The organism is Streptomyces sp. NPDC006314 (assembly GCF_040613075.1).
Classification (GTDB): Bacteria; Actinomycetota; Actinomycetes; order Streptomycetales; family Streptomycetaceae; genus Streptomyces.
The window spans coordinates 15271-34941 of the sequence record NZ_JBEXRL010000012.1 but is presented as its reverse complement, the minus strand read 5'-3'; the positions used below and the strand labels follow the sequence as shown (position 1 = coordinate 34941).

Below are 19671 nucleotides of genomic sequence, written 5' to 3'. Positions count from 1 at the left end.
CGCCGGCGGCGGGCGTCGCGAAATCAGCGCCACGAAAGCGGACACACCGCAACCGAACGCGCCGAAAGTCCCTCTTCACTCCTGAGTCCGGCTCCTACCTCAAGCGTGGTTATCCGTTTCATCCACTTAATGACGCTATGTTGTGAAGGGTGCCCGGAGCCGACGAGCCGAAGGAGTCTCTGCGATGCCCCAGCTCAGCGTGATCGTCTACGGACCGAACACACAGGGGCATCTGACCGAACTTCTGGACTCCCTGGAGGCCCACCCGCTCCCCGACGCCGAGGTGATCGTCGCCGCGGTCGGCGACTGGGCACGGGAGACGGCCGAGGGCCACGCCCCGGAGACGATCGTGGTGCCGCTGCCGGACGGCACCGGGGACGCGGCGGCGCGGGCGGCCGGCGCCGCCCGCGCCTCCGGCCGCTGGCTGCACTTCGTACGCGCCGAGGACGGTCTGCCGGCCGGCGCGCTCCGCCTGATCGCCGAGCGGACCGCCGAACTGGACGGCGCGGGCACCCCGGTTGACGTACTCCTTTCCGACCACGTCACCACCACCTGGCAGACCGCCGCCTCCCCCTCCCGCGACGGCCGTTTCCTCGCCGCCGTCGGCCGTGAAAGCCTCACCCTGGACCAGGCCGCCGACCTGCTGCGCCTCACCCCGCTGCTCGGCAACCGGGCCCTGCGCGCCGACTTCTGGCGAGCGCACGAGGAACGGCTCACCACCGACGACGAGCCGCACGCCGCCTACGCGGCCCTGCTGCACGCCGGCCGCGTCGCCTGCCTGAACCAGGTGGCGTACCAGAAGCGCGTACTGCGCCCCGAGAGCCTGCCGCCGCTCGCCCCCGAGGAGCGGCTCGCACTGATCGACCGCTACGAGTCCCTGCTCTCGCTCGCCAGGGACCGCCGCGCCGCCCGCCGGGTGCTGTACGTCCTGATGGTGCGCGACCTGCTGCGCACCTTCGCCCGCGAGGACCTGCCCGATCCCGTCGCCCGCGAGTTCTTCCGCCGCGCCTCCCTCGCGGCGGTCCGCTGGCGCCCCGAGGGACACCAGCGCCCGGCGGGCCTCGAGGGTGTACGCCACGCCCTGCTGGAGGAGGGCGCCTACACTAAATACCGCGCGTTCCAGGCCGCCAACCGCGCCCGCCGCGCCGCCCGCAAGGCCGTACGGTCCCGCAGGCGCCAGGTGAGCACGAGGGTCCGCGACCACCAGTACCGCCGCGCCCTGAGCCGCCCGGTCGACCCCGACCTGGCCGTGTTCGCGGCGTACTGGGACCGCGGGGTCGCCTGCAACCCGGCCGCGATCGCCGCCAAGCTCGGCGAACTCGCCCCGCACATCCGCCAGGTGTGGGTGGTGAACAAGGAGAACACGGCCCTGCTGCCGCCCGGCACGGACCACGTCGTCCCCGGCACCCGCCGCTACTGGGAGACCCTGGCCACCGCCACATACCTGACGAACAACGTCAACTTCCCCAACGCGGTGGTCAAACGCCCCGACGCGATCCACCTGCAGACCCACCACGGCACCCCGCTCAAGCGCATGGGCCTGGACCAGATGGACCACCCGGCCGCCGCCAAGGGCCTGGACTTCGCCGCCCTGCTCGCCCGCATCGACAAGTGGGACTACAGCGTCAGCGCCAACAGCCACTCCACGCGCATGTGGGAGCGCGCCTACCCGGCCCGCTACACCTCCCTGGACTACGGCTATCCGCGCAACGACGTCTTCTACACGGCCACGGCTGCCGACGTCCGCGCGGCCCGTGAACGCCTCGGCATCGCCCCGGGCAGGACGGCCGTCCTGTACGCCCCCACCCACCGCGACTACGAGGCCGGCTTCACCCCCCGCCTCGACCTCGCCGCCCTCGCCGACCGCCTCGGCGAGAACACGGTCCTCCTCGTCCGCGCCCACTACTTCTACGGCGGCGCGGCCTCCCCGCTGTCCGGCCTGCGCCGCTCCGGCCGGATCATCGACGTCTCCTCCTACGACCCCGTCGAGGAACTGTGCCTGGCCGCCGACGCGCTGGTCACGGACTACTCGTCGATCATGTTCGACTACGCCAACCTGGACCGCCCGATCGTCGTCTACGCCGACGACTGGGAGACGTACCGGACCACCCGGGGCGTCTACTTCGACCTGATGGCGGACCACCCCGGCCAGGTGGCCCGCACCCAGGAGGAACTGGCGGAGGTCTTCGTCTCCGGCGCCTGGCGCGACGACAACGCGGCGAAGGCACGGGCCACCTTCCGGCGCCGGTTCTGCGAGTACGACGACGGCCGCGCCGCCGAGCGGGTCGTACGACGGGTGTTCCTCGGCGAGCCCGAGGAAACACTGCCCCCGGTACTCCCGCTGGAGGAACGCACCCCCGCCCCGACCCCCGAGGAGGCCACGGCATGACGACGCCCGACGTCACCGTCACGGTCATCGTCTACAACGACGCGGCCCGCCTCCCGCGCGCGGTCGCGTCCCTGCGCGCGCAGACCCACGCGAACATCGAGATCGTCATCAGCGACGATCACTCCACGGACGACACGCCCGCCGTGGCCCGGGAGCTGGCGGCGCAGGACCACCGCATCCGGTATGTGCGCCTGCCGGAGAACAGCGGCGGCTGCAGCGCCCCGCGCAACCGGGCCATCGAGATCGCCCGGGCGCCGTACCTGATGTTCCTCGACAGCGACGACGAACTCCCGCCACGCGCGGTGGAGTCGCTGCTCGCCGCCCACCGGGAGCGCGACGTGGACTTCACGATGGGCGCGGTGCGGCGGGTACGGGTGGACAACGGGCGCCGCTCGACCTGGATGCCGCACCTGGTGGCCGAGCGCCGCACGCTGGAGGGCATCGAGGCCGAGCCGCGGCTGCTGTTCGAGCACCTGTCCACGAGCAAGATGTACGCCCGCTCCTTCCTGGACCGGCACCACCTCCGCTTCCCCGAGGGCATCCACTACGAGGACCAGCTGTTCTCGGCGCAGGCGTACTGCCTGGCGGAGGCGTTCACGATCATCCCGGACCCGGTGTACGTCTGGTACATCGAGCCGTTCGCGGCGGCGGCCTCCGCCTCCATCTCCAACCAGCGGCACAAGATCTCCAACGTCCGCGACCGCGTCCACGTCCAGCACCTGATCGACGACTTCCTGGTGAGCAGCGGGCACGCGGCACTCCGGGAGGACAAGGACTACAAGTTCCTCAAGCACGACTTCCGGATGTACGCCGGCGACCTGCCCTACCGGGACGAGGAGTGGCTGCGCTCCTTCGCCGAGATCATGAACCCCTACCTGGACACCCTGGCACCCGGCGCGTACGCCCGATTGCCCCGCCCGGAGCGGGTGGTGCTGCAGCTGCTGCGGGACGGCCGCCCGGCCGACGCCCGGCTGGCGGCGCGCGGCCTCGGGCACGGGGTGGCGCCGCGGCAGGTCACCGCCGACGACTCCGGCGTCCCGTACTGGGGCGACAGCATCCCCGATTCCGAGCAGGCCCGGCGCGAACTGGACCTTTCCGACCTGGAGTTGGACACGCGACCCTTCCCCAGCGCCCAGTTCCGCCACGAGATCACCGAGCTGGCACCGGGTCCGAGCGCCTCTCTCACCCTCGCCGTCCGCACCTACGACCCCGGGCTCCGGCTGCCCGTGGGCCCTCAGCGGGCCGGCCTGCTGCTGGCCCCCGGCGGGCGGCGCATGACGGTGCCCTTCCGTCTGGACCCGGTCCGCCCCGGTGTCTTCGAAGGCACCGTCCACCTGGACCTGGCCTCCGCCCCGCTCCCCCTCCAGGGTTTCGAGGGCGTACGCCACCCGATGGTCCGCCTGCAGCAACAGGGCCTGTCACACTCGGGTCTGCTGCTGGCCCCGCTGGACTTCCCGGCCCGTACGGCCCGCATCGAGTACCACTCGGGGGCGACCCCTCACGAGGTCACCATCGAACCGGAGGGCCGCAACCCCGGCCGCCTGCAGCTCCGCTGGCGTCCGGTGGGCGTGACGGCACGGGTGATCCGGCCTGTGGTACGCAGGATCGCCCGACCGAGGGTACGCAGGGCGGCAAAGCTCGTGTCCAGCTTGCTGAGGTGAGGGGCGCGGTTCGCAGCGCCGGTGCGCTGAAGGTCTGTGGCCGGCTGATCGCGCGGTTCCCCGCGCCCCTGGGGAGTCGCAGCGCTGCCGGCCGGCTCAGGGCACCACTCGGTACAGGACCTGTCCACCCGGACCGTCGGTCACCTTCCGCAGCCCCGGCCCGGCAGCAGAGCGGCCCCCCACGACCCACCGCACCCCGTACTCCCGCACAATCCCCCGCCGCTCCTCCGACGACGTGCCCGCGTCGAAGTACCGCGTCACCGCCGCCTCCCGCCGCACGGCGTCCCGCAGGAACACATCCGGATACCCAGGCGCCACGGTGTACGGCCCGTACGCCGGAATCTGCCGGGCGGGAAACGTACGCGCCATCACCACGTCCCCGTACTTCACCCCCGCCTTCATGATCCACTGATAACCCACCCACGGCGTCCGGTACTTCGCCGCCACCACCCCGGGCAACGCATCCCGCCCAGTGACATACCCGAGCGTCCCGGCCTGCGTCCACGCCCCCACCGCCAGCGCAGCGCCCAGCACACACGCCCACCCCGCCCGCACCGCCCGCCGCCCGGCCGACACGGTCTCCAGCGCGGCCGCGAGCTGGGCCGGGATCAGCGCGGCGGGCAGGGCCCGGCCCCACGAATAGTGGCCGGTCAGCCAGCCCGCGGCGAACACCAGTACGCCGAGCAGGAAGAAGAGGACCAAGGGGTCCCAGCGGTCCCGGCGCAGGCGCAGCACCAAGGCCGTCACCCCCAGCAGCACCAGCCCGAACCGCTCGGCCAGGTGCTCGTACAGCGACCGGTGGATGGCCTCCAGATCCGCCCCCGCGGAGAACAGCGCGAAGAAGTCGTAGTACGGCCACAGCCACAGCACCGCCACCCCAGGGGCCAGGGCGGCGCCGAGCCGCAGCAGCACCGCCCGGCCCGGTCGCGCCGCGACCACCATGGCCAGTGCGCCCAGGGACGCCACGACCCCCGTGAACTGGTGGGACAGCAGGATCAGCGCCCCCAGCACACCGAGCCCCGGCCAGGTCCCCCACGCGGCCGCCCCGCGCACCGCGCCCGTCAGCCACGCCCAGAAGTGGAAGGTGAGCCCGAGCGCGAACACACTCGGATACGACACCGTCAGCGCGAGGGAGTTCAGGCCAAGGAAGCCGCTCCAGTTGAAGAGCAGCGGCCCCCAGAGGAAGACCAGGCTCAGCAGGGCCAGGGCGGGGGCCGCGCGGTGCGTGCTGAGGGTGCGGACGTACCGCCACACCCCCGTGGTCAGCAGCCCCAGTCCGACGAGGGCGGCCATGCGCAGCACCACGAACACCGACAGACCGGTCAGCTTGGCGACGCAGCCGAGCACGAGCATCCACGGCGAGTAGTACGGGCTCGGTGTGTCGGCGTCGACCAGCGGGTTGCCGGGGTGCGGCAGGCTGTGACGCAGCCGCTGCACGGTGGCCGCGTGCATGCCGAGGTCGCCCGCCCACGGCAGGCGGACGACGACCAGGAGCAGCAGCACCAGGACGAGCGCGGCGGCGGCCTGCGGCAGTGACCGGCCGGCCCGTGCGGTGCGGTGCGCCGGCGCCGTGCGGCTCACCGGCTCGAGGTCAGAGGGCGCGGCGCGCATTCCGCCGGAACACCCAGGTGCGGTGGGCCAGGAGCGGGAAGGCCGAGGCGAGGACGATCGACAGTGCCTTCGCCGCATTCGATTCCACCACGCTGTGCAGGGCTAGACCGTGGTAACCGGCCCGGAACAGGCCGATTTCCATCAGGACACCGATGCCACTGAAGACGAAGAACAGGGCGATCCGGTTGCGGGTGAGCGAGGCCCGGTCGAGGCAGGCGAAACGACGGAGGCCCGGGTAAGGGGTCGCCACTGCGACACAGCTCGGCAGGACCGCCGCGGTCATCGCCTGCCCACCGAGCCCCTGCAGCAGCGGGTTGAAGACCAGGAGAACGACGAGGACACCGCTGCCGCCGGCGATCGCGAATCCCACGGCCTCCGGCACGCCGGGCGTGACCGGCCGGGCCGCAGCCGGCACGGGGAGCACCGGGCGGGTCTCGGTGAGGTTCACTGTCACATCGCAGACCCTATCCGAAACACACCGATCAGCAGGAAAGGGTAAATTCGCCGCCGGTTTTCCGCTGAGGGCCGGCGAGAACGGCGACGCCCCGGGCCGCAGTGTGCGGACCCGGGGCGCCTTCGGTGCCGTACGGCTACGAGTGCGTGCGCAGCAGCGTCCGCATCGTGCGCATCGCCACCGACAGGTTGGCGAGGTCGAACGAGTCCGAACCGCGGATCTCGTCCAGGGTGGTGCGCGCCCGGCTCAGGATCGCGCTGTTCTTCTGCTCCCACGCCGTGAAGCGCTGCTCGGGCGTCGAGGTGCCGTTGCCGGCCGCGAAGACGTCCGCCGTGAGCGCCGCGTGCGCCGCGTACAGGTCCTCACGGATGGAGGCACGGGCCATGGACTGCCAGCGGTCGGTGCGGGGCAGCTCGATGATGCGGTCCATCAGCTGGGTGATGTGGAGCCGGTCGGCGAGGTCGTAGTAGATCTCGGCGACGTCCAGCGGCTCCCTGCCCATGCGGTCGGCCACCGAGACGATGTCCAGCGCCGGGAAGGCGGAGGAGAACCCGGCCACGCGGGTGCCGAGCTCGTCCGGGACACCGGCCGCGACAAGCTCGTCGTACACGTGCTGGTACCACTCCAGGTCCGCACCCCGCAGCAGCTTCGGCAGCTGCTGCCAGACCTGCTCGACCCGGTCGGCGAAGAACTCGACCGTCTCGGCGAGCTGCAGCGGCTGCGGCCGGTTGTTGAGCAGCCAGCGGGTGCCGCGCTCGACCAGGCGCCGCGAGTGCAGCCGGATGCGGGTCTGGACGGCGGCGTCGACCCTGTTGTCGAGGGCCTCCACCGCGTCCCACACCGGCGCCGAGCAGAAGATCGCGCGGGCCGCGGTCTGGGCGCGGACGATCTCCTCCAGCGAGGCACCGGTCTCCTCGCGCAGACGGTGCAGATACGTCGTACCGCCCGTGTTGACCGTGTCGTTGACCAGCACGGTCGTGGTGATCTCACGGCGCAGCGGGTGGTTGTCGATGGCGTCCGCGAACCGCTCGCGCAGCGCCGTCGGGAAGTAGGCGTGCAGCAGGCCGCGCAGGTACGGGTCGTCCGGCAGCGAGGTGTGCAGCAGCTCCTCGGCGACCGTGATCTTCGTGTACGCCAGCACGACGGCCGTCTCCGGACCGGTCAGGCCCTGGCCCTGGGCGAGGCGCTCGCGGATCTGGCGGTCGGCCGGCAGGAACTCCAGTGCCCGGTCAAGGTGGCCCTCGCGCACCAGGTGGCGGATGAACCGCTGCTGGGCGTGGAGCATGTCCTTGGCCTGGAACAGGGCGTTGGCGAGTGCCGTGTTCTGCGCGTAGTTGTTGCGCAGGACCAGGGCGCCGACCTCGTCGGTCATCTCCGCGAGCAGCTTGTTGCGCTGCTTGACGGTCATGTCGCCCTCGGTGACCAGGCTGTTCAGCAGGATCTTGATGTTCACCTCGTGGTCGGAGGTGTCCACGCCGGCGCTGTTGTCGATCGCGTCGGTGTTGATCTTGCCGCCGTGCATCGCGAACTCGATGCGGCCGAGCTGGGTCAGGCCCAGGTTGCCGCCCTCGCCGACGACCTTGACGCGCAGGTCGGCGCCGTCGACGCGGATGGCGTCGTTGGCCTTGTCGCCGACGTCCGCGTTCGACTCCGCCGACGACTTCACGTACGTGCCGATGCCGCCGTTCCACAGCAGGTCCACCGGCGCCTTGAGGATCGCCTTCATCAGGTCGGCCGGGGTCATCTTGGAGACCTTCTCCTCGATGCCCAGGGCCTCACGGATGTGCGCGTTCAGCGTGATCGACTTGGCGCTGCGCGGGAAGACGCCGCCGCCCGCCGACAGCAGCTCGGTGTCGTAGTCGGCCCAGCTGGAACGGGGCAGCTCGAACAGACGGCGGCGCTCGGCGTAGGAGGTGGCCGCGTCCGGGTTCGGGTCGATGAAGATGTGCCGGTGGTCGAAGGCGGCGACCAGGCGGATGTGCTCGGAGAGCAGCATGCCGTTGCCGAACACGTCACCGGACATGTCACCGATGCCGACGACCGTGAAGTCCTCGCTCTGCGTGTCCACGGCCAGCTCACGGAAGTGCCGCTTCACGGACTCCCAGGCGCCGCGCGCGGTGATGCCCATGCCCTTGTGGTCGTAGCCGGCCGACCCGCCGGAGGCGAAGGCGTCGCCGAGCCAGAAGTTGTACTTGTTCGCGACCTCGTTGGCGATGTCGGAGAACGTCGCGGTGCCCTTGTCGGCCGCCACCACGAGGTAGGTGTCGTCGCCGTCGTGCCGGACGACGTCCAGCGGCGGCACGACCTCGCCGGCGACCATGTTGTCGGTGATGTCGAGCAGCGCCGAGATGAACGTCTTGTAGCTGGCGATGCCCTCGGCCAGCCAGGCGTCGCGGTCCACGCTCGGGTCCGGCAGCTGCTTGGCGACGAAGCCGCCCTTGGCGCCCACCGGCACGATGACCGTGTTCTTCACCATCTGCGCCTTGACCAGGCCCAGGATCTCCGTGCGGAAGTCCTCACGCCGGTCGGACCAGCGCAGACCGCCTCGGGCGACCTTGCCGAAGCGCAGGTGGACGCCCTCGACGCGCGGCGAGTACACCCAGATCTCGTAGGCCGGGCGGGGCGCGGGCAGGTCCGGGATGGCCCGCGGGTCGAACTTCATGGAGACGTAGTCGTGCGGCGTGCCGCCGAGCGTCTCCTGGAAGAAGTTCGTGCGCAGGGTCGCCTTGATGACGGTCAGGAAGGAGCGCAGGATGCGGTCCTCGTCCAGGCTCGCCACCTGGTCCAGAGCCGCCTCCAGCTCCTCCAGGAGGGCGTCGATCAGCTCGAGCCCGGCCTTCTGCCGGTCCGGGGACATCCGCGCCTCGAACAGGGAGACGAGGAGACGGGTGGTGTGGACGTTGTTGCGGAGGGTGTCCTCCATGTAGTCCTGTGAGAAGGTCGAGCCGGCCTGCCGCAGGTACTTGGCGTAGGCGCGCAGCACCATCGCCTGCCGCCAGGTCAGCCCGGCGCTCAGCACCAGGGCGTTGAACCCGTCGTTCTCCGCCTGGCCGGTCCAGGTCGCGGCGAACGCCTCCTGGAACCGCTCACGGCCGTCGTCGCCCAGGTAGTCGCCGTTGCCGCCACCCAGCGACTTCGGCATGCGCAGACCGAAGTCGTAGATCCAGGCGGTGGTGCGGTCCGCGCAGCGCAGCTCGTACGGCCGCTCGTCGGTGACCTCGACACCCAGGCGGCTGAGCACCGGCAGCACCTTGGAGAGGGAGACCGTGCCGCCCTTCTGGTAGATCTTGAAGCGGCGCTCCTCGGGGGCGGCGCCCACCGGCTCGTACAGGCTCAGTGAGAAGGTCTTGTCCTCACTGAGCTGCTCCAGGTGGACGAGGTCGGAGACCGCGGCGCGCGGGGAGTGGTCGGCCTTGTAGCCCTCGGGGAAGGCGTGGTTGTAGCGGCGCAGCACCTCGGCCGCGCGCTCCTCGCCGCACTCGGCGGTCAGCGCCTCCGCGAACGCGTCCGCCCAGGAACGGGCCGCCTCCACCAGGCGGGCCTCGATGCGCTCCTTGTCGGCGTCCGACAGCTCGGGCAGCTCGGTGCCCGGCGGGACGCGGACGACGAAGTGCAGCCGGGAGAGGATCGACTCGGTGTTCCAGGCGGTGAAGTCGACGCTGATACCGCCGAGTTCCTCCTTCAGGATGTCGATGATCCGGAGCCGGACGCCGGTGGTGTAGCGGTCGCGCGGGAGGTAGACGAGGGCCGAGTAGTAGCGGCCGTACTCGTCCTGGCGCAGGTACAGCCGCAGCCGACGGCGCTCCTGCAGGTAGAGAACGCTCGTGGCGATGGACTGCAGTTCGGCGGCGGGCGTCTGGAACAGCTCGTCGCGCGGGTAGGTCTCCAGGATCTGGAGCAGGTCGCGGCCGTCATGGCTGTTGGGCGAGAACCCGGCCAGCTCCAGGACCTCGTCGACCTTGCGGCGGATGACCGGGACGCGGCGGACGGACTCGGTGTAGGCGGCGGAGGAGAACAGGCCCAGGAAGCGGCGCTCACCGACGACGTTGCCGTCCGCGTCGAACTTCTTGACGCCGATGTAGTCCAGGTACGACGGCCGGTGCACGGTGGCCCGGCTGTTGGCCTTGGTCAGCACGAGCAGCTTGTGCTCGCGGGCCTTGGCCCGGGCGTCGGCCGGAAGCCGCTCGAAGGAGGGGCTGACCGGGTGCTGGTCGTCCTCGGCGTGGTGCGGGTCGGAGCGCAGTATGCCGAGGCCGGTGCCGGGCACGGCGGCGAGCGTGTCGTCCTCGCGCAGCTGGTACTCGCGGTAGCCGAGGAAGGTGAAGTGATCGGTGGCCAGCCAGCGCAGCAGCTCGCGGGCCTCCTCGACCTCGGGCTCCGCCATGTCGCCGGGGGCGGGCTCGCTCCGCAGATCGTCGGCGATCCGGAGCGCCGTGTCCCGCATCTTCTCCCAGTCCTCGACGGCCTCGCGGACGTCGGACAGGACGCGCAGCAGGTCGACGGTGATCTGCTTCAGGTCGGCGCGGTCGGTCTCCCGGTCGATCTCGACGTGGATCCAGGACTCGATGTGCGCGTCGTGCGGGAGGTCGCCGGTGGGCGCGGTCGGCAGCACCTCGATCAGCTTGCCGGTGAGATCGCGCCGGACGACGAACTGCGGGTGGATGACGACGTGGATGCCGCGGCCCTGGCGCGTCAGCTCATTGGTGACCGAGTCCACGAGGAAGGGCATGTCGTCGGTGACGACCTCCACGACGGTGTGGCTGCAGGTCCACCCGTTCTCCTCGACGGTCGGGGTGTGCACCCGGACGTTCGCGGTGCCCTGGGGGCGGGTCTCGGCGAGACGGTGGTGCGAGACCGCGGCGCCGAAGACGTCGACCGGGTCGCGGTCGGCGAGGTCTTCCGGGGCGGTGTGCAGGTAGTAGCGCTGGAGGAACGCGAGCACGGATTCGCCGTCCGGGGTGCCGGGAGTGCCCTCGCTCGTCGTCCCGGTCGGTAGGTGCCCCCCGACCGGGCTGTTCTCAGCTACCCGGGCGGCCCTCTCGAGCAGCTCGGCCTTGGCTTCGTCCAGCTTGGTCTGCATTGTCCTCTGGCTCCTGTCGCGCGCCGTTGCGTGACGTAGAAGGAAGTACGGGCTCTCCCCCTCCGACGTAACGCCAAGGCCCGGGGTGTCCGGTCCGTTCAGACGCTATGCCGCGAGGTGAGATGAGCGGGGGGAATTCGGCCATTCTCGACATGCCCGTCGGGTGTGAGACTGCTCTCGACGCAGCCGTGTCCCAGGGTGTCCTCGGCGTCCAGGAGGCGTCCATGCCCCCGTCCCGCCCGCGAAGACCAGCGACCGCCGCCCGGTCACGGAGGTGTTCCGTGCAACCCGGGCGCAGGGCAGGGGCACAAGCGCCCCCGCGAGATATCGCGCTGATCACGCCACAAGGCTATCGCTCCTCACCCCGGGCCCGTCATGAGCCGTATGTGTACAAAACCGGGGGGCGAACTTTGACGTTCTGCACAGCGCCGGAGCGGGCACGGTTGACGTATCCGGTCCCCTCCGAACGGCACCGGCCCACTTGGCAAGCACGCCCCGGGGAGGCACGGTGCCCATAACAGAGCTTGCCCCGGAGGAGCCGACATGCCCGCGAAGATCCTCATCGTCACCGGAGACGCAGCGGAGTCCCTGGAAGTCCTCTACCCCTACCAGCGCCTGCGCGAGGAGGGCTACGAGGTCCACATCGCGGCCCCCACCCGCAAGACCCTCCGCTTCGTCGTGCACGACTTCGAACCCGGCTACGACACCTACACCGAGAAACCCGGCTACACCTGGCCCGCCGACCTCGCCTTCGCCGAGGTCGACCCCGGCGAGTACGCGGCCGTCGTCATCCCCGGCGGCCGAGCCCCCGAGTATCTGCGCAACGACCCCGAACTCCGCAAGATCCTCAAGGCCTTCTTCGACTCCGACAAGCCGGTCGCCCAGATCTGCCACGGCCCCCTGCTCACCGCCGCGATCGACAGTCTGCGCGGGCGCCGGGTCACGGCTTACCCCGCCCTGGAACTCGACATGCAGGCGGCCGGAGCGGGCTTCCAGGACGCCGAGGCGGTCGTCGACGGCACCCTGGTCTCATCCCGCGCCTGGCCGGACCACCCGGCCTGGATGCGAGAGTTCCTCAGGGTGCTGCGGTCGAAGGCACCGGTGAACTGAGCGCCGCGGAGCGCCGTAGCCGCGGGCGGCGCCACGATGACCACCGTGCCTGGGGCCGTCGTGCCGCCAGGGGCGGCGCCCGTCCCAGTCACGGCGGCACCCCGCCGGCCCGGGCGAGCGACCCCGCCCCGCCCGGCCGCAGCGCAGGGCGCCGCACAAGCCGGGCCCGCGGCTACTCCGCTCCCCCTACGCCGCGATCCGCAGCGCCTCCGCCACCGCCTCCTCCAACGTGTCCACCACCGGCACCCCGGCCTGCTCAAGGCTGGCCCGACTGTGCGACCCGCCGGTGTACAGGACAGCCCGCGCGCCCACATGCCCCGCCGCGACCGCGTCGTCCGCCGCGTCCCCGATCACCACCGTGCGCGCGGGCTCCGCCACCCCGGCCAGCGCCCGCAGATGCCGCACCATGTGCTCGGCCTTGCTCCCACCGGACGGTCCCGTGCGCCCCTCGACACGTATGAAGTGCGTCTCTATGCCGAAGCCGCGCACCAGCGGCACCAGCTCGTCGTGCACGTACATGCTCAGCAACGACTGGCTGCGCCCCGCCGACCGCCACCCGGCGAGCAGCTCGGCCGCCCCCGCCGTGAGCCCGCACCGCACCCGCTGCTCGGCGTAGTGCCGATGGAAGACGTCGTCCATCAGCTCCCACTCGGCATCGGTCGGCAGCCGGCCCAGCAGCCGCTCGTAGAACTTCGGCACCGGAACGCAGTACAGCGACCGGTACTGCTCCAGCGTGATCGGCGCGAGCCCCAGCTCGGCGAAGGCCGCGTTCGTCGCCCCGATGATCGCGTCATTGTCGTGGAACAGGGTCCCGTTCCAGTCCCAGACGATGTGCGCGCTTGCCTGCGTCCCCATGTCCAAGACCGTACCCGCCCCCACCGACAGTCAGGGCGGCCGCCCAGGTCAGGCCCGTCCGACCAGGTTGGGAATCTCCTGCGTGGCGTACCAGAGCAGTTCGTGGTCGTCCGCCCCGTCGACGACGAACTGCGCGTCGTCGTCCCCGCCGTCGGCCGCCTGCAGGGCGCCCGCCGCCGCGGCCACGTCCGCCTCCGCGTCGTCGGCGTCGACGTGCACCGCGGCCGCCTTCCCGAGCGGCACCGTCGCCGTCACGGTCACCTCGCCGACCGCGGCCGGGTCCAGCCCGCGGTCCGGGTCGGCGGTGGCGGCGCCGTCGGGCACGTCCACGGCGACCACGACCCGGCGCCGCGCGGCACCCGGATCGGCGGCGAGCAGCCGCAGCGAGGCCTGGGCGGCCCGGCCGAGCGCCGCGTACTCCAGCTCCTCGATGTCGTCGGAGAGGTACCACTCGCGCAGCGCGGGCGTGACGGCATACGCGACGAAGGGGCCGCTCCCCAGCTCACCCGTCTTGTGCGCCTCGGCGAGACCGGGGAGGGTCAGGGGGACGTAGACGCGCATGGCTGGCCGCTCTTTCCTGGTCAAAGGCTCCGCTGAGGCCCCGGGAGCCCGGCTGGCGCGCCTCCCGGAGGGCCTTCAGGATACGTGCGCCCGTCCCCTTTCGGGCCCCTGCCCACACCCCGGAAGGCGTCCACCCGACGCCTCGGACTCACCCGGTGCGGTCGCTTGCCCACGGGGCTTCCACCCCTGTCCGCCCCCCGGATAGGTGAATTCTCCCGCGCCCAGCCGCCCTCTCCGCCTTCCTTGCCACCGCGTCCCCCGTCCCCGTACAAGATCCTCGACAGCGAGTTACCGCCCGGTATCACCCGGGCCGCCGAACGGGGACCTCCATGAACAAGGTCATGAGCCGCACCGCCCAGCCCCGCCCGCGCCACCGCCCGCCGACCCGCCACGACACCCGCCGCCCGGCCGGCGCGCCACCCCGCACACCGGCCAGGGGTACGGGGCACCGCCCCACCGCTCAGAAACCCACCACGACGGCGCAGCCGCCCACGGTGACGACGCCCCGGCGGCCCGCCGGTACGGCAACCCGTACGACCACGGACCCGCAGGCGGCCCGTACGCTGCCCGAACGGCCCGTACGGCAGCCCCGCCCCACCGACCTCTTCGCGGACCGCCTGCTGGCCGTCCTGAGCGGCCAGCGCCCCGTCCACTGGATGCTCCGCCACACCGCGGGCCGCGCCTACGACGACCTGGCCCGCCTGGCCGAACGCAGTCCCCTGCGTGCCCTCGGCCCCCGTCCGGTCGTCCACGACATCGGCTACTACGTCCCCACCGACGGCGCGCTGGAGGTCTTCGCCCGCGTCGCCGCCGGGGACCGGCTACGGGCGGTGGCGTTCCGCCTGGAACTGGGCGAGGACCTCCGCTGGCGCTGCACAGCGGTCGAAGCCGGCAGCCCCTAGCCGCGGGCGGCCGGACCGCCGTGGCTGCGGGCAGTCGTGCCGCTGGGGCGGCACCCGTCCCCAAGCGAGGCGGGCGGCACCCTGGACGGCCCACCCCAGACAACGCCGAAGGGCCGGGCCCCGAAGGAACCCGGCCCTTGTCGACGGCTGCAGCGCGTCAGGCGTGCGTTACTTCTTACGACGCCGCCCGCCCTTGGCCTGCCGGCGCCGCTCCGCCCGCGTGAGCCCGTCCGACTCGGACCGCACCGGCTCGTCGTCCTCCAGGTCGCGTTCGACGATGCCACCCTCACCGTCCACCGTCGGCGCGGAGAAGTGCAGCTCACGCCGCTGCGGCACGTCCAGGCCCTTCGCGCGGATCTCGGGACGCGCCCCCGCCTGCGCCGGCACCGTGTCCTGAACGCCCTGGCCCACCGGCTGGGCCTCCTCGACCGGGACCTCCTCGACCTGCTGCTCGACTTGGACCTCCAGGTTGAACAGGTAGCCGACGGACTCCTCCTTGATGCCCTCCATCATCGCGGTGAACATGTCGAAGCCCTCGCGCTGGTACTCGACCAGCGGGTCCTTCTGCGCCATCGCGCGCAGGCCGATGCCCTCCTGGAGGTAGTCCATCTCGTAGAGGTGCTCGCGCCACTTGCGGTCGAGGACCGACAGCACGACCCGGCGCTCCAGCTCACGCATGATCTCCGAGCCGAGCTGCGCCTCACGGGCCTCGTACTGCTCGTGGATGTCTTCCTTGATGGACTCGGAGATGAACTCGGCGGTCAGACCGGCCCGGTCCCCTGCGGCCTCCTCCAGCTCCTCGATGACGATCTTCACCGGGTACAGCTGCCGGAAGGCGCCCCACAGCCGGTCCAGGTCCCAGTCCTCGGGGAAGCCATCGGCGGTCTCCGCCGCGACGTACGCGTCGATCGTGTCGTCCATGAAGTGATGGATCTGCTCCTGCAGGTCCTCGCCCTCCAGGACGCGCCGGCGCTCGCCGTAGATGACCTCGCGCTGCCGGTTGAGCACCTCGTCGTACTTCAGGACGTTCTTACGGGTCTCGAAGTTCTGCTGCTCGACCTGCGACTGGGCGGACGCGATCGCGCGCGTGACCATCTTGTTCTCGATCGGCACGTCGTCCGGCACGTTCGCCATGGACATCACGCGCTCGACCATCTGCGCCTTGAACAGGCGCATCAGGTCGTCGCCGAGGGACAGGTAGAAGCGGGACTCGCCGGGGTCGCCCTGCCGGCCGGAACGACCACGCAGCTGGTTGTCGATACGCCGCGACTCGTGCCTCTCGGTGCCGAGCACATACAGCCCGCCGAGCGACTCGACCTCTTCCTTCTCGGCCTTGACCGCCTGCTCGGCCTTCTCCAGGGCGGCGGGCAGAGCGTGCGCCCACTCCTCGATGTGCTCCTCGGGGTCGAGGCCGCGCTGCCGCAACTCCGCCTCGGCGAGGTCCTCGGGGTTGCCGCCGAGCTTGATGTCCGTACCACGGCCGGCCATGTTGGTGGCCACGGTCACGGCGCCCCTGCGGCCGGCCTGGGCGACGATCGAGGCCTCACGCTCGTGGTGCTTGGCGTTCAGCACCTCGTGCTGGATGCCGCGCTTGCTGAGCTGCTGGGACAGGTACTCCGACTTCTCGACGGACGTCGTGCCGACGAGGATCGGCTGGCCCTTCTCGTGCTTCTCGGCGATGTCGTCGACGACCGCCTCGAACTTGGCCACCTCGGTGCGGTAGATCAGGTCCGACTGGTCGTTGCGGATCATCGGCTTGTTCGTCGGGATCGGGACCACGCCGAGCTTGTAGATCTGGTGGAACTCGGCGGCCTCGGTCATCGCCGTACCGGTCATGCCGGACAGCTTCTTGTAGAGGCGGAAGAAGTTCTGCAGGGTGATCGTGGCGAGCGTCTGGTTCTCGTCCTTGATGTCCACCCCTTCCTTCGCCTCGATCGCCTGGTGCATGCCCTCGTTGTAGCGGCGGCCGGCGAGGATACGGCCGGTGTGCTCGTCGACGATCATGACCTCGCCGTCGATGACGACGTAGTCCTTGTCCTTCTTGAAGAGTTCCTTGGCCTTGATGGCGTTGTTCAGGTAGCCCACGAGCGGGGTGTTCACCGACTCGTAGAGGTTGTCGATGCCCAGCCAGTCCTCGACCTTGCTGACACCGGACTCGTGGATGGCGACCGTGCGCTTCTTCTCGTCGACGTCGTAGTCGCCGGTCTCCTCGACGCCCTTGAGCGGGTTGCCCGCCTCGCCGCGCTTGAGGCGCGTGACCAGCTTGGCGAAGTCGCCGTACCACTTGGTGGCCTGGTCGGCCGGACCGGAGATGATCAGCGGCGTACGGGCCTCGTCGATGAGGATGGAGTCGACCTCGTCGACGATGGCGAAGTTGTGGCCGCGCTGCACCAGCTCGTCCTTCGCCCACGCCATGTTGTCGCGCAGGTAGTCGAAGCCGAACTCGTTGTTCGTGCCGTAGGTGATGTCGCACGCGTACTGCTCGCGGCGCTGAGCCGGCGTCATGTTGGCGAGGATGCAGCCGACGTCCAGGCCCAGGAACTTGTGGACGCGGCCCATCATCTCGGAGTCGCGCTCGGCCAGGTAGTCGTTGACCGTGATGAGGTGGACGCCGTCTCCGGACAGGGCGTTCAGGTACGCGGGCAGCGTGCCGACGAGCGTCTTGCCCTCACCGGTCTTCATCTCGGCGACGTAGCCGAGGTGGAGCGCGGCGCCGCCCATCAGCTGCACGTCGTAGTGGCGCTGGCCGAGGACGCGCTTGGCGGCCTCACGGACGGTGGCGAACGCCTCGGGGAGCAGGTCGTCCAGGGTCTCACCGTCGGCGTACCGCTGCTTGTACTCCTCGGTGAGGGCGCGCAGCTCGGCGTCGGAGAGGTCGACGAAGTCCTCTTCGATGGAGTTGACCTGGTCCGCGATGCGGTGCAGCTTGCGCAGGATCTTGCCTTCGCCTGCACGCATGATCTTCGAGAGGACGGACACGGGGGCTTGTCTCCTTGCCGGTCGGGCCTGGGACGGTCGGTTTACCTTCTGACGTACTGAGCAACCGCCATCGTATGCGAGGACCCGGCTGCGTCGGGAGGCCTGGCGACCGGGCGGCTGCTTCACCAGGACAACGGACGCGGCACACGGATGGTGCCGCACCGGTGCGAGGAATTGCACGAAATGTGATCACGCACTCACGGATCGCGAAAATCGATGGTCCGCCCGCGGGCACCCGAGCAGAATCGGCCGATGGAACCCGTCACGCTCACCACCGACCGTCTTGTGCTGCGCGCCGTCGGACCGGCCGACACCGAGGCGGTGCACGCGGCCGTCCAGGACCCCGACATCCAGCGCTGGACCACGGTCCCCTCGCCCTATCTGCCCGACCACGCCCGGAGCTTCACCGAGCAGATGGTCCCCGGCGGCTGGGCGCAGGGCTCGATGTTCACCTTCGGTGTCTTCCTGACCGGCGGGGAACTGACCGGCATGCTCGGCCTCACGATGCGCTCACTGGGCACGGCCGAGGTCGGGTTCTGGGCGGCCGAGGAACACCGCGGACACGGCTACATCACCGAGGCCACCCTCGCCGCCTGCCGCTGGATCTTCACCGAGATCGGTGTCGACCGGGTCGAATGGCGAGCCGAGGTCGGCAACCACCCCTCCCGCGCGACGGCCGAGCGGGCCGGCTTCACCATCGAGGGCACCCTGCGCTCCGGCCTCAACAACAAAGGCGTACGACGCGACTGCTGGGTCGGCTCCCTGCTCCCCTCGGACCTGGGCCTGCCGTCCACGGCGCCGTACCTGCCCGCGCGCGCCTAGGGGCAAGCGAAACCGCAGCTCACCGCGGCTGTCAGTGGCACCCTCTATCGTCCGACGCATGACGACCCTTCCGCGCCCCGGCCTCACCCTCACCGCGGACGACGCCCGCCGTATCGCCCTGCGCGCCCAGGGCTTCCTCGGCGCGCCCGACCGGCGGGCCGGTGTCCGCGGGGTGCTGCGCCACCTCGGCGCGGTCCAGCTCGACACGATCTCGGTGCTCGCCCGCTCCCATGAACTCGTGCCCTACGCCCGGCTGGGCGCGGTCGGCCGCACGACGGTCGAGGCCGCGTACTGGAGGGACGCGCATGCCTTCGAGTACTGGTCGCACGCGGCGTGCCTCCTCCCGGTCGAGGAGTGGCCGCACTTCGCCTTCCGCCGCCGCGCCTACCGCAGTCGCCCGCACTGGAACCACGAACTCCCCGACGGCGCCTACGACCAGGTCGTCAAGCAGCTGCGCGCGGAAGGCTCACTGACCGCCACGGAGCTGGGCGGCGCGAAGAAGACGAACGACTGGTGGGACTGGTCGGGCACCAAGGTCGCCGTGGAGCGGGCGCTGATGTACGGCGAGGTGGTGTGCGTCGAGCGGCGCGGCTGGAAGCGGGTGTACGACCTCGCCGAGCGCGCGATCCCGCAGTCGCTGCTGCACGACGAGCTGGACGACACCGAGTGCCTGCGCCGTCTGGTCCGGCTGGCCGGCGAGTCCCTCGGCGTCGGCACGCGCGCGGACATCGCCGACTACCACCGCCTCAAGGGCGAGCAGGTCGACGCGGTGATCGCCGACTCGGGTCTGGTGCCGGTCGAGGTCGAGGGCTGGGGCAAGCCCGCCTGGGCCGACCCGGCGGCGTTGGCGGCACCGCCGCGCGGCCGCCACCGCACCACGCTGCTGTCGCCGTTCGACTCGCTGATCTGGGAGCGGGCGCGTACGGAGCGGATCTTCGGCTTCACCCACCGCCTGGAGGCCTACGTCCCCAAGCCCAAGCGGGTCTACGGCTATTTCGCGATGCCGGTGCTCGCCGGCGGCCGGCTGGTCGGACGTGTCGACCCCGCCCGCGAGGGCCGCACACTGGTGGCCAGGCAGGTCACCCTGGACGGCCCGAAGGCGGTACCGGCGGTCGCCCAGGCCCTGCTCGAGGCGGCGACCTGGGTGAACTGCACGGACGTTCGCGTGGAGCGCGTGGAGGCGCCCGGCCTGCGCGAGTCCCTGACGCGGGAACTCGCCCGCGTCCTCGCCTAGCTCCGCCGGATCC

The 19671-nt window shown here is 71.1% G+C and carries 12 protein-coding genes; 6 read left to right on the top strand and 6 right to left on the bottom strand.

The features are described 5' to 3' along the window. Window positions 1-184 precede the first annotated feature (184 nt). Together ABZ079_RS22415 and ABZ079_RS22410 are read left to right on the top strand one after the other, a co-directional pair. Entirely contained in the window at window positions 185-2389 is a 2205-nt protein-coding gene (locus ABZ079_RS22415) for a CDP-glycerol glycerophosphotransferase family protein (RefSeq protein ID WP_356941202.1), read from the top strand. After that, entirely contained in the window at window positions 2386-4050 is a 1665-nt protein-coding gene (locus tag ABZ079_RS22410; protein WP_356941201.1) for a glycosyltransferase family 2 protein, read from the top strand. Before ABZ079_RS22415 ends, ABZ079_RS22410 begins: the two co-directional genes overlap by 4 nt. Window positions 4051-4146: 96 nt before the next feature. On the opposite strand, the gene ABZ079_RS22405 is transcribed toward ABZ079_RS22410, so the two are convergent. The 3 genes from ABZ079_RS22405 to ABZ079_RS22395 all read right to left on the bottom strand — a co-directional run bounded on the left by ABZ079_RS22405 (window position 4147) and on the right by ABZ079_RS22395 (window position 11195). After that, the gene (locus ABZ079_RS22405) at window positions 4147-5631 is read right to left on the bottom strand and encodes a hypothetical protein (RefSeq protein WP_356941200.1); all 1485 of its coding nucleotides are present in this window, start codon (window positions 5629-5631) and stop codon (window positions 4147-4149) included. Window positions 5632-5641: 10 nt separating this feature from the next. Then, window positions 5642-6115 (bottom strand): GtrA family protein, encoded by a 474-nt coding sequence (locus tag ABZ079_RS22400; RefSeq protein ID WP_356941199.1) that lies wholly within the window; start codon window positions 6113-6115, stop codon window positions 5642-5644. Window positions 6116-6251: 136 nt separating this feature from the next. Beyond that, window positions 6252-11195: an NAD-glutamate dehydrogenase gene (locus ABZ079_RS22395; RefSeq protein WP_356941198.1), complete on the bottom strand. Its 4944-nt coding sequence runs from the start codon at window positions 11193-11195 to the stop codon at window positions 6252-6254. A 543-nt stretch (window positions 11196-11738) separates the two neighbouring features. Here ABZ079_RS22395 and ABZ079_RS22390 point away from each other — a divergent pair. After that, window positions 11739-12305 carry a DJ-1/PfpI family protein gene (locus tag ABZ079_RS22390; protein WP_356941197.1) on the top strand — a complete coding sequence of 189 codons (567 nt, stop codon included), beginning with the start codon at window positions 11739-11741 and terminating at the stop codon, window positions 12303-12305. Between the two features lie 186 nt (window positions 12306-12491). On the opposite strand, the gene ABZ079_RS22385 is transcribed toward ABZ079_RS22390, so the two are convergent. Next, the gene (locus ABZ079_RS22385) at window positions 12492-13160 is read right to left on the bottom strand and encodes an HAD family hydrolase (protein ID WP_356941196.1); all 669 of its coding nucleotides are present in this window, start codon (window positions 13158-13160) and stop codon (window positions 12492-12494) included. Between the two features lie 48 nt (window positions 13161-13208). Further along, window positions 13209-13721, bottom strand: a complete 513-nt coding sequence (locus ABZ079_RS22380; RefSeq protein WP_356941195.1) for a hypothetical protein — start codon at window positions 13719-13721, stop codon at window positions 13209-13211. Between the two features lie 329 nt (window positions 13722-14050). Here ABZ079_RS22380 and ABZ079_RS22375 point away from each other — a divergent pair, with 329 nt between their 5' ends. Further along, on the top strand, window positions 14051-14623 hold the full coding sequence (locus ABZ079_RS22375; protein WP_356941194.1) for an Rv3235 family protein: 573 nt from the start codon (window positions 14051-14053) through the stop codon (window positions 14621-14623). Window positions 14624-14791: 168 nt separating this feature from the next. Here ABZ079_RS22375 and secA read toward each other — a convergent pair whose 3' ends face one another. Continuing rightward, complete coding sequence (gene secA / locus ABZ079_RS22370; RefSeq protein ID WP_356941193.1) at window positions 14792-17602, bottom strand: preprotein translocase subunit SecA; 2811 nt, start codon at window positions 17600-17602, stop codon at window positions 14792-14794. Between the two features lie 252 nt (window positions 17603-17854). Between secA and ABZ079_RS22365 the strand changes: the two genes are divergently transcribed. After that, window positions 17855-18424, top strand: a complete 570-nt coding sequence (locus ABZ079_RS22365) for a GNAT family N-acetyltransferase (RefSeq protein WP_356941192.1) — start codon at window positions 17855-17857, stop codon at window positions 18422-18424. 58 nt (window positions 18425-18482) lie between these two features. Further along, window positions 18483-19658: a crosslink repair DNA glycosylase YcaQ family protein gene (locus tag ABZ079_RS22360; RefSeq protein ID WP_356941191.1), complete on the top strand. Its 1176-nt coding sequence runs from the start codon at window positions 18483-18485 to the stop codon at window positions 19656-19658. Window positions 19659-19671 lie beyond the last annotated feature (13 nt).

What these genes read in the sequence shown, in the direction of transcription:
- ABZ079_RS22415 (WP_356941202.1), top strand. Translation starts at nt 185, where the DNA reads ATGCCCCAGCTCAGCGTGATCGTCTACGGACCGAACACACAGGGGCAT.
- ABZ079_RS22410 (WP_356941201.1), top strand. Translation starts at nt 2,386, where the DNA reads ATGACGACGCCCGACGTCACCGTCACGGTCATCGTCTACAACGACGCG.
- ABZ079_RS22395 (WP_356941198.1), bottom strand. Translation starts at nt 11,195, where the DNA reads ATGCAGACCAAGCTGGACGAAGCCAAGGCCGAGCTGCTCGAGAGGGCC.
- ABZ079_RS22390 (WP_356941197.1), top strand. Translation starts at nt 11,739, where the DNA reads ATGCCCGCGAAGATCCTCATCGTCACCGGAGACGCAGCGGAGTCCCTG.
- ABZ079_RS22385 (WP_356941196.1), bottom strand. Translation starts at nt 13,160, where the DNA reads ATGGGGACGCAGGCAAGCGCGCACATCGTCTGGGACTGGAACGGGACC.
- ABZ079_RS22380 (WP_356941195.1), bottom strand. Translation starts at nt 13,721, where the DNA reads ATGCGCGTCTACGTCCCCCTGACCCTCCCCGGTCTCGCCGAGGCGCAC.
- ABZ079_RS22375 (WP_356941194.1), top strand. Translation starts at nt 14,051, where the DNA reads ATGAACAAGGTCATGAGCCGCACCGCCCAGCCCCGCCCGCGCCACCGC.
- ABZ079_RS22365 (WP_356941192.1), top strand. Translation starts at nt 17,855, where the DNA reads ATGGAACCCGTCACGCTCACCACCGACCGTCTTGTGCTGCGCGCCGTC.
- ABZ079_RS22360 (WP_356941191.1), top strand. Translation starts at nt 18,483, where the DNA reads ATGACGACCCTTCCGCGCCCCGGCCTCACCCTCACCGCGGACGACGCC.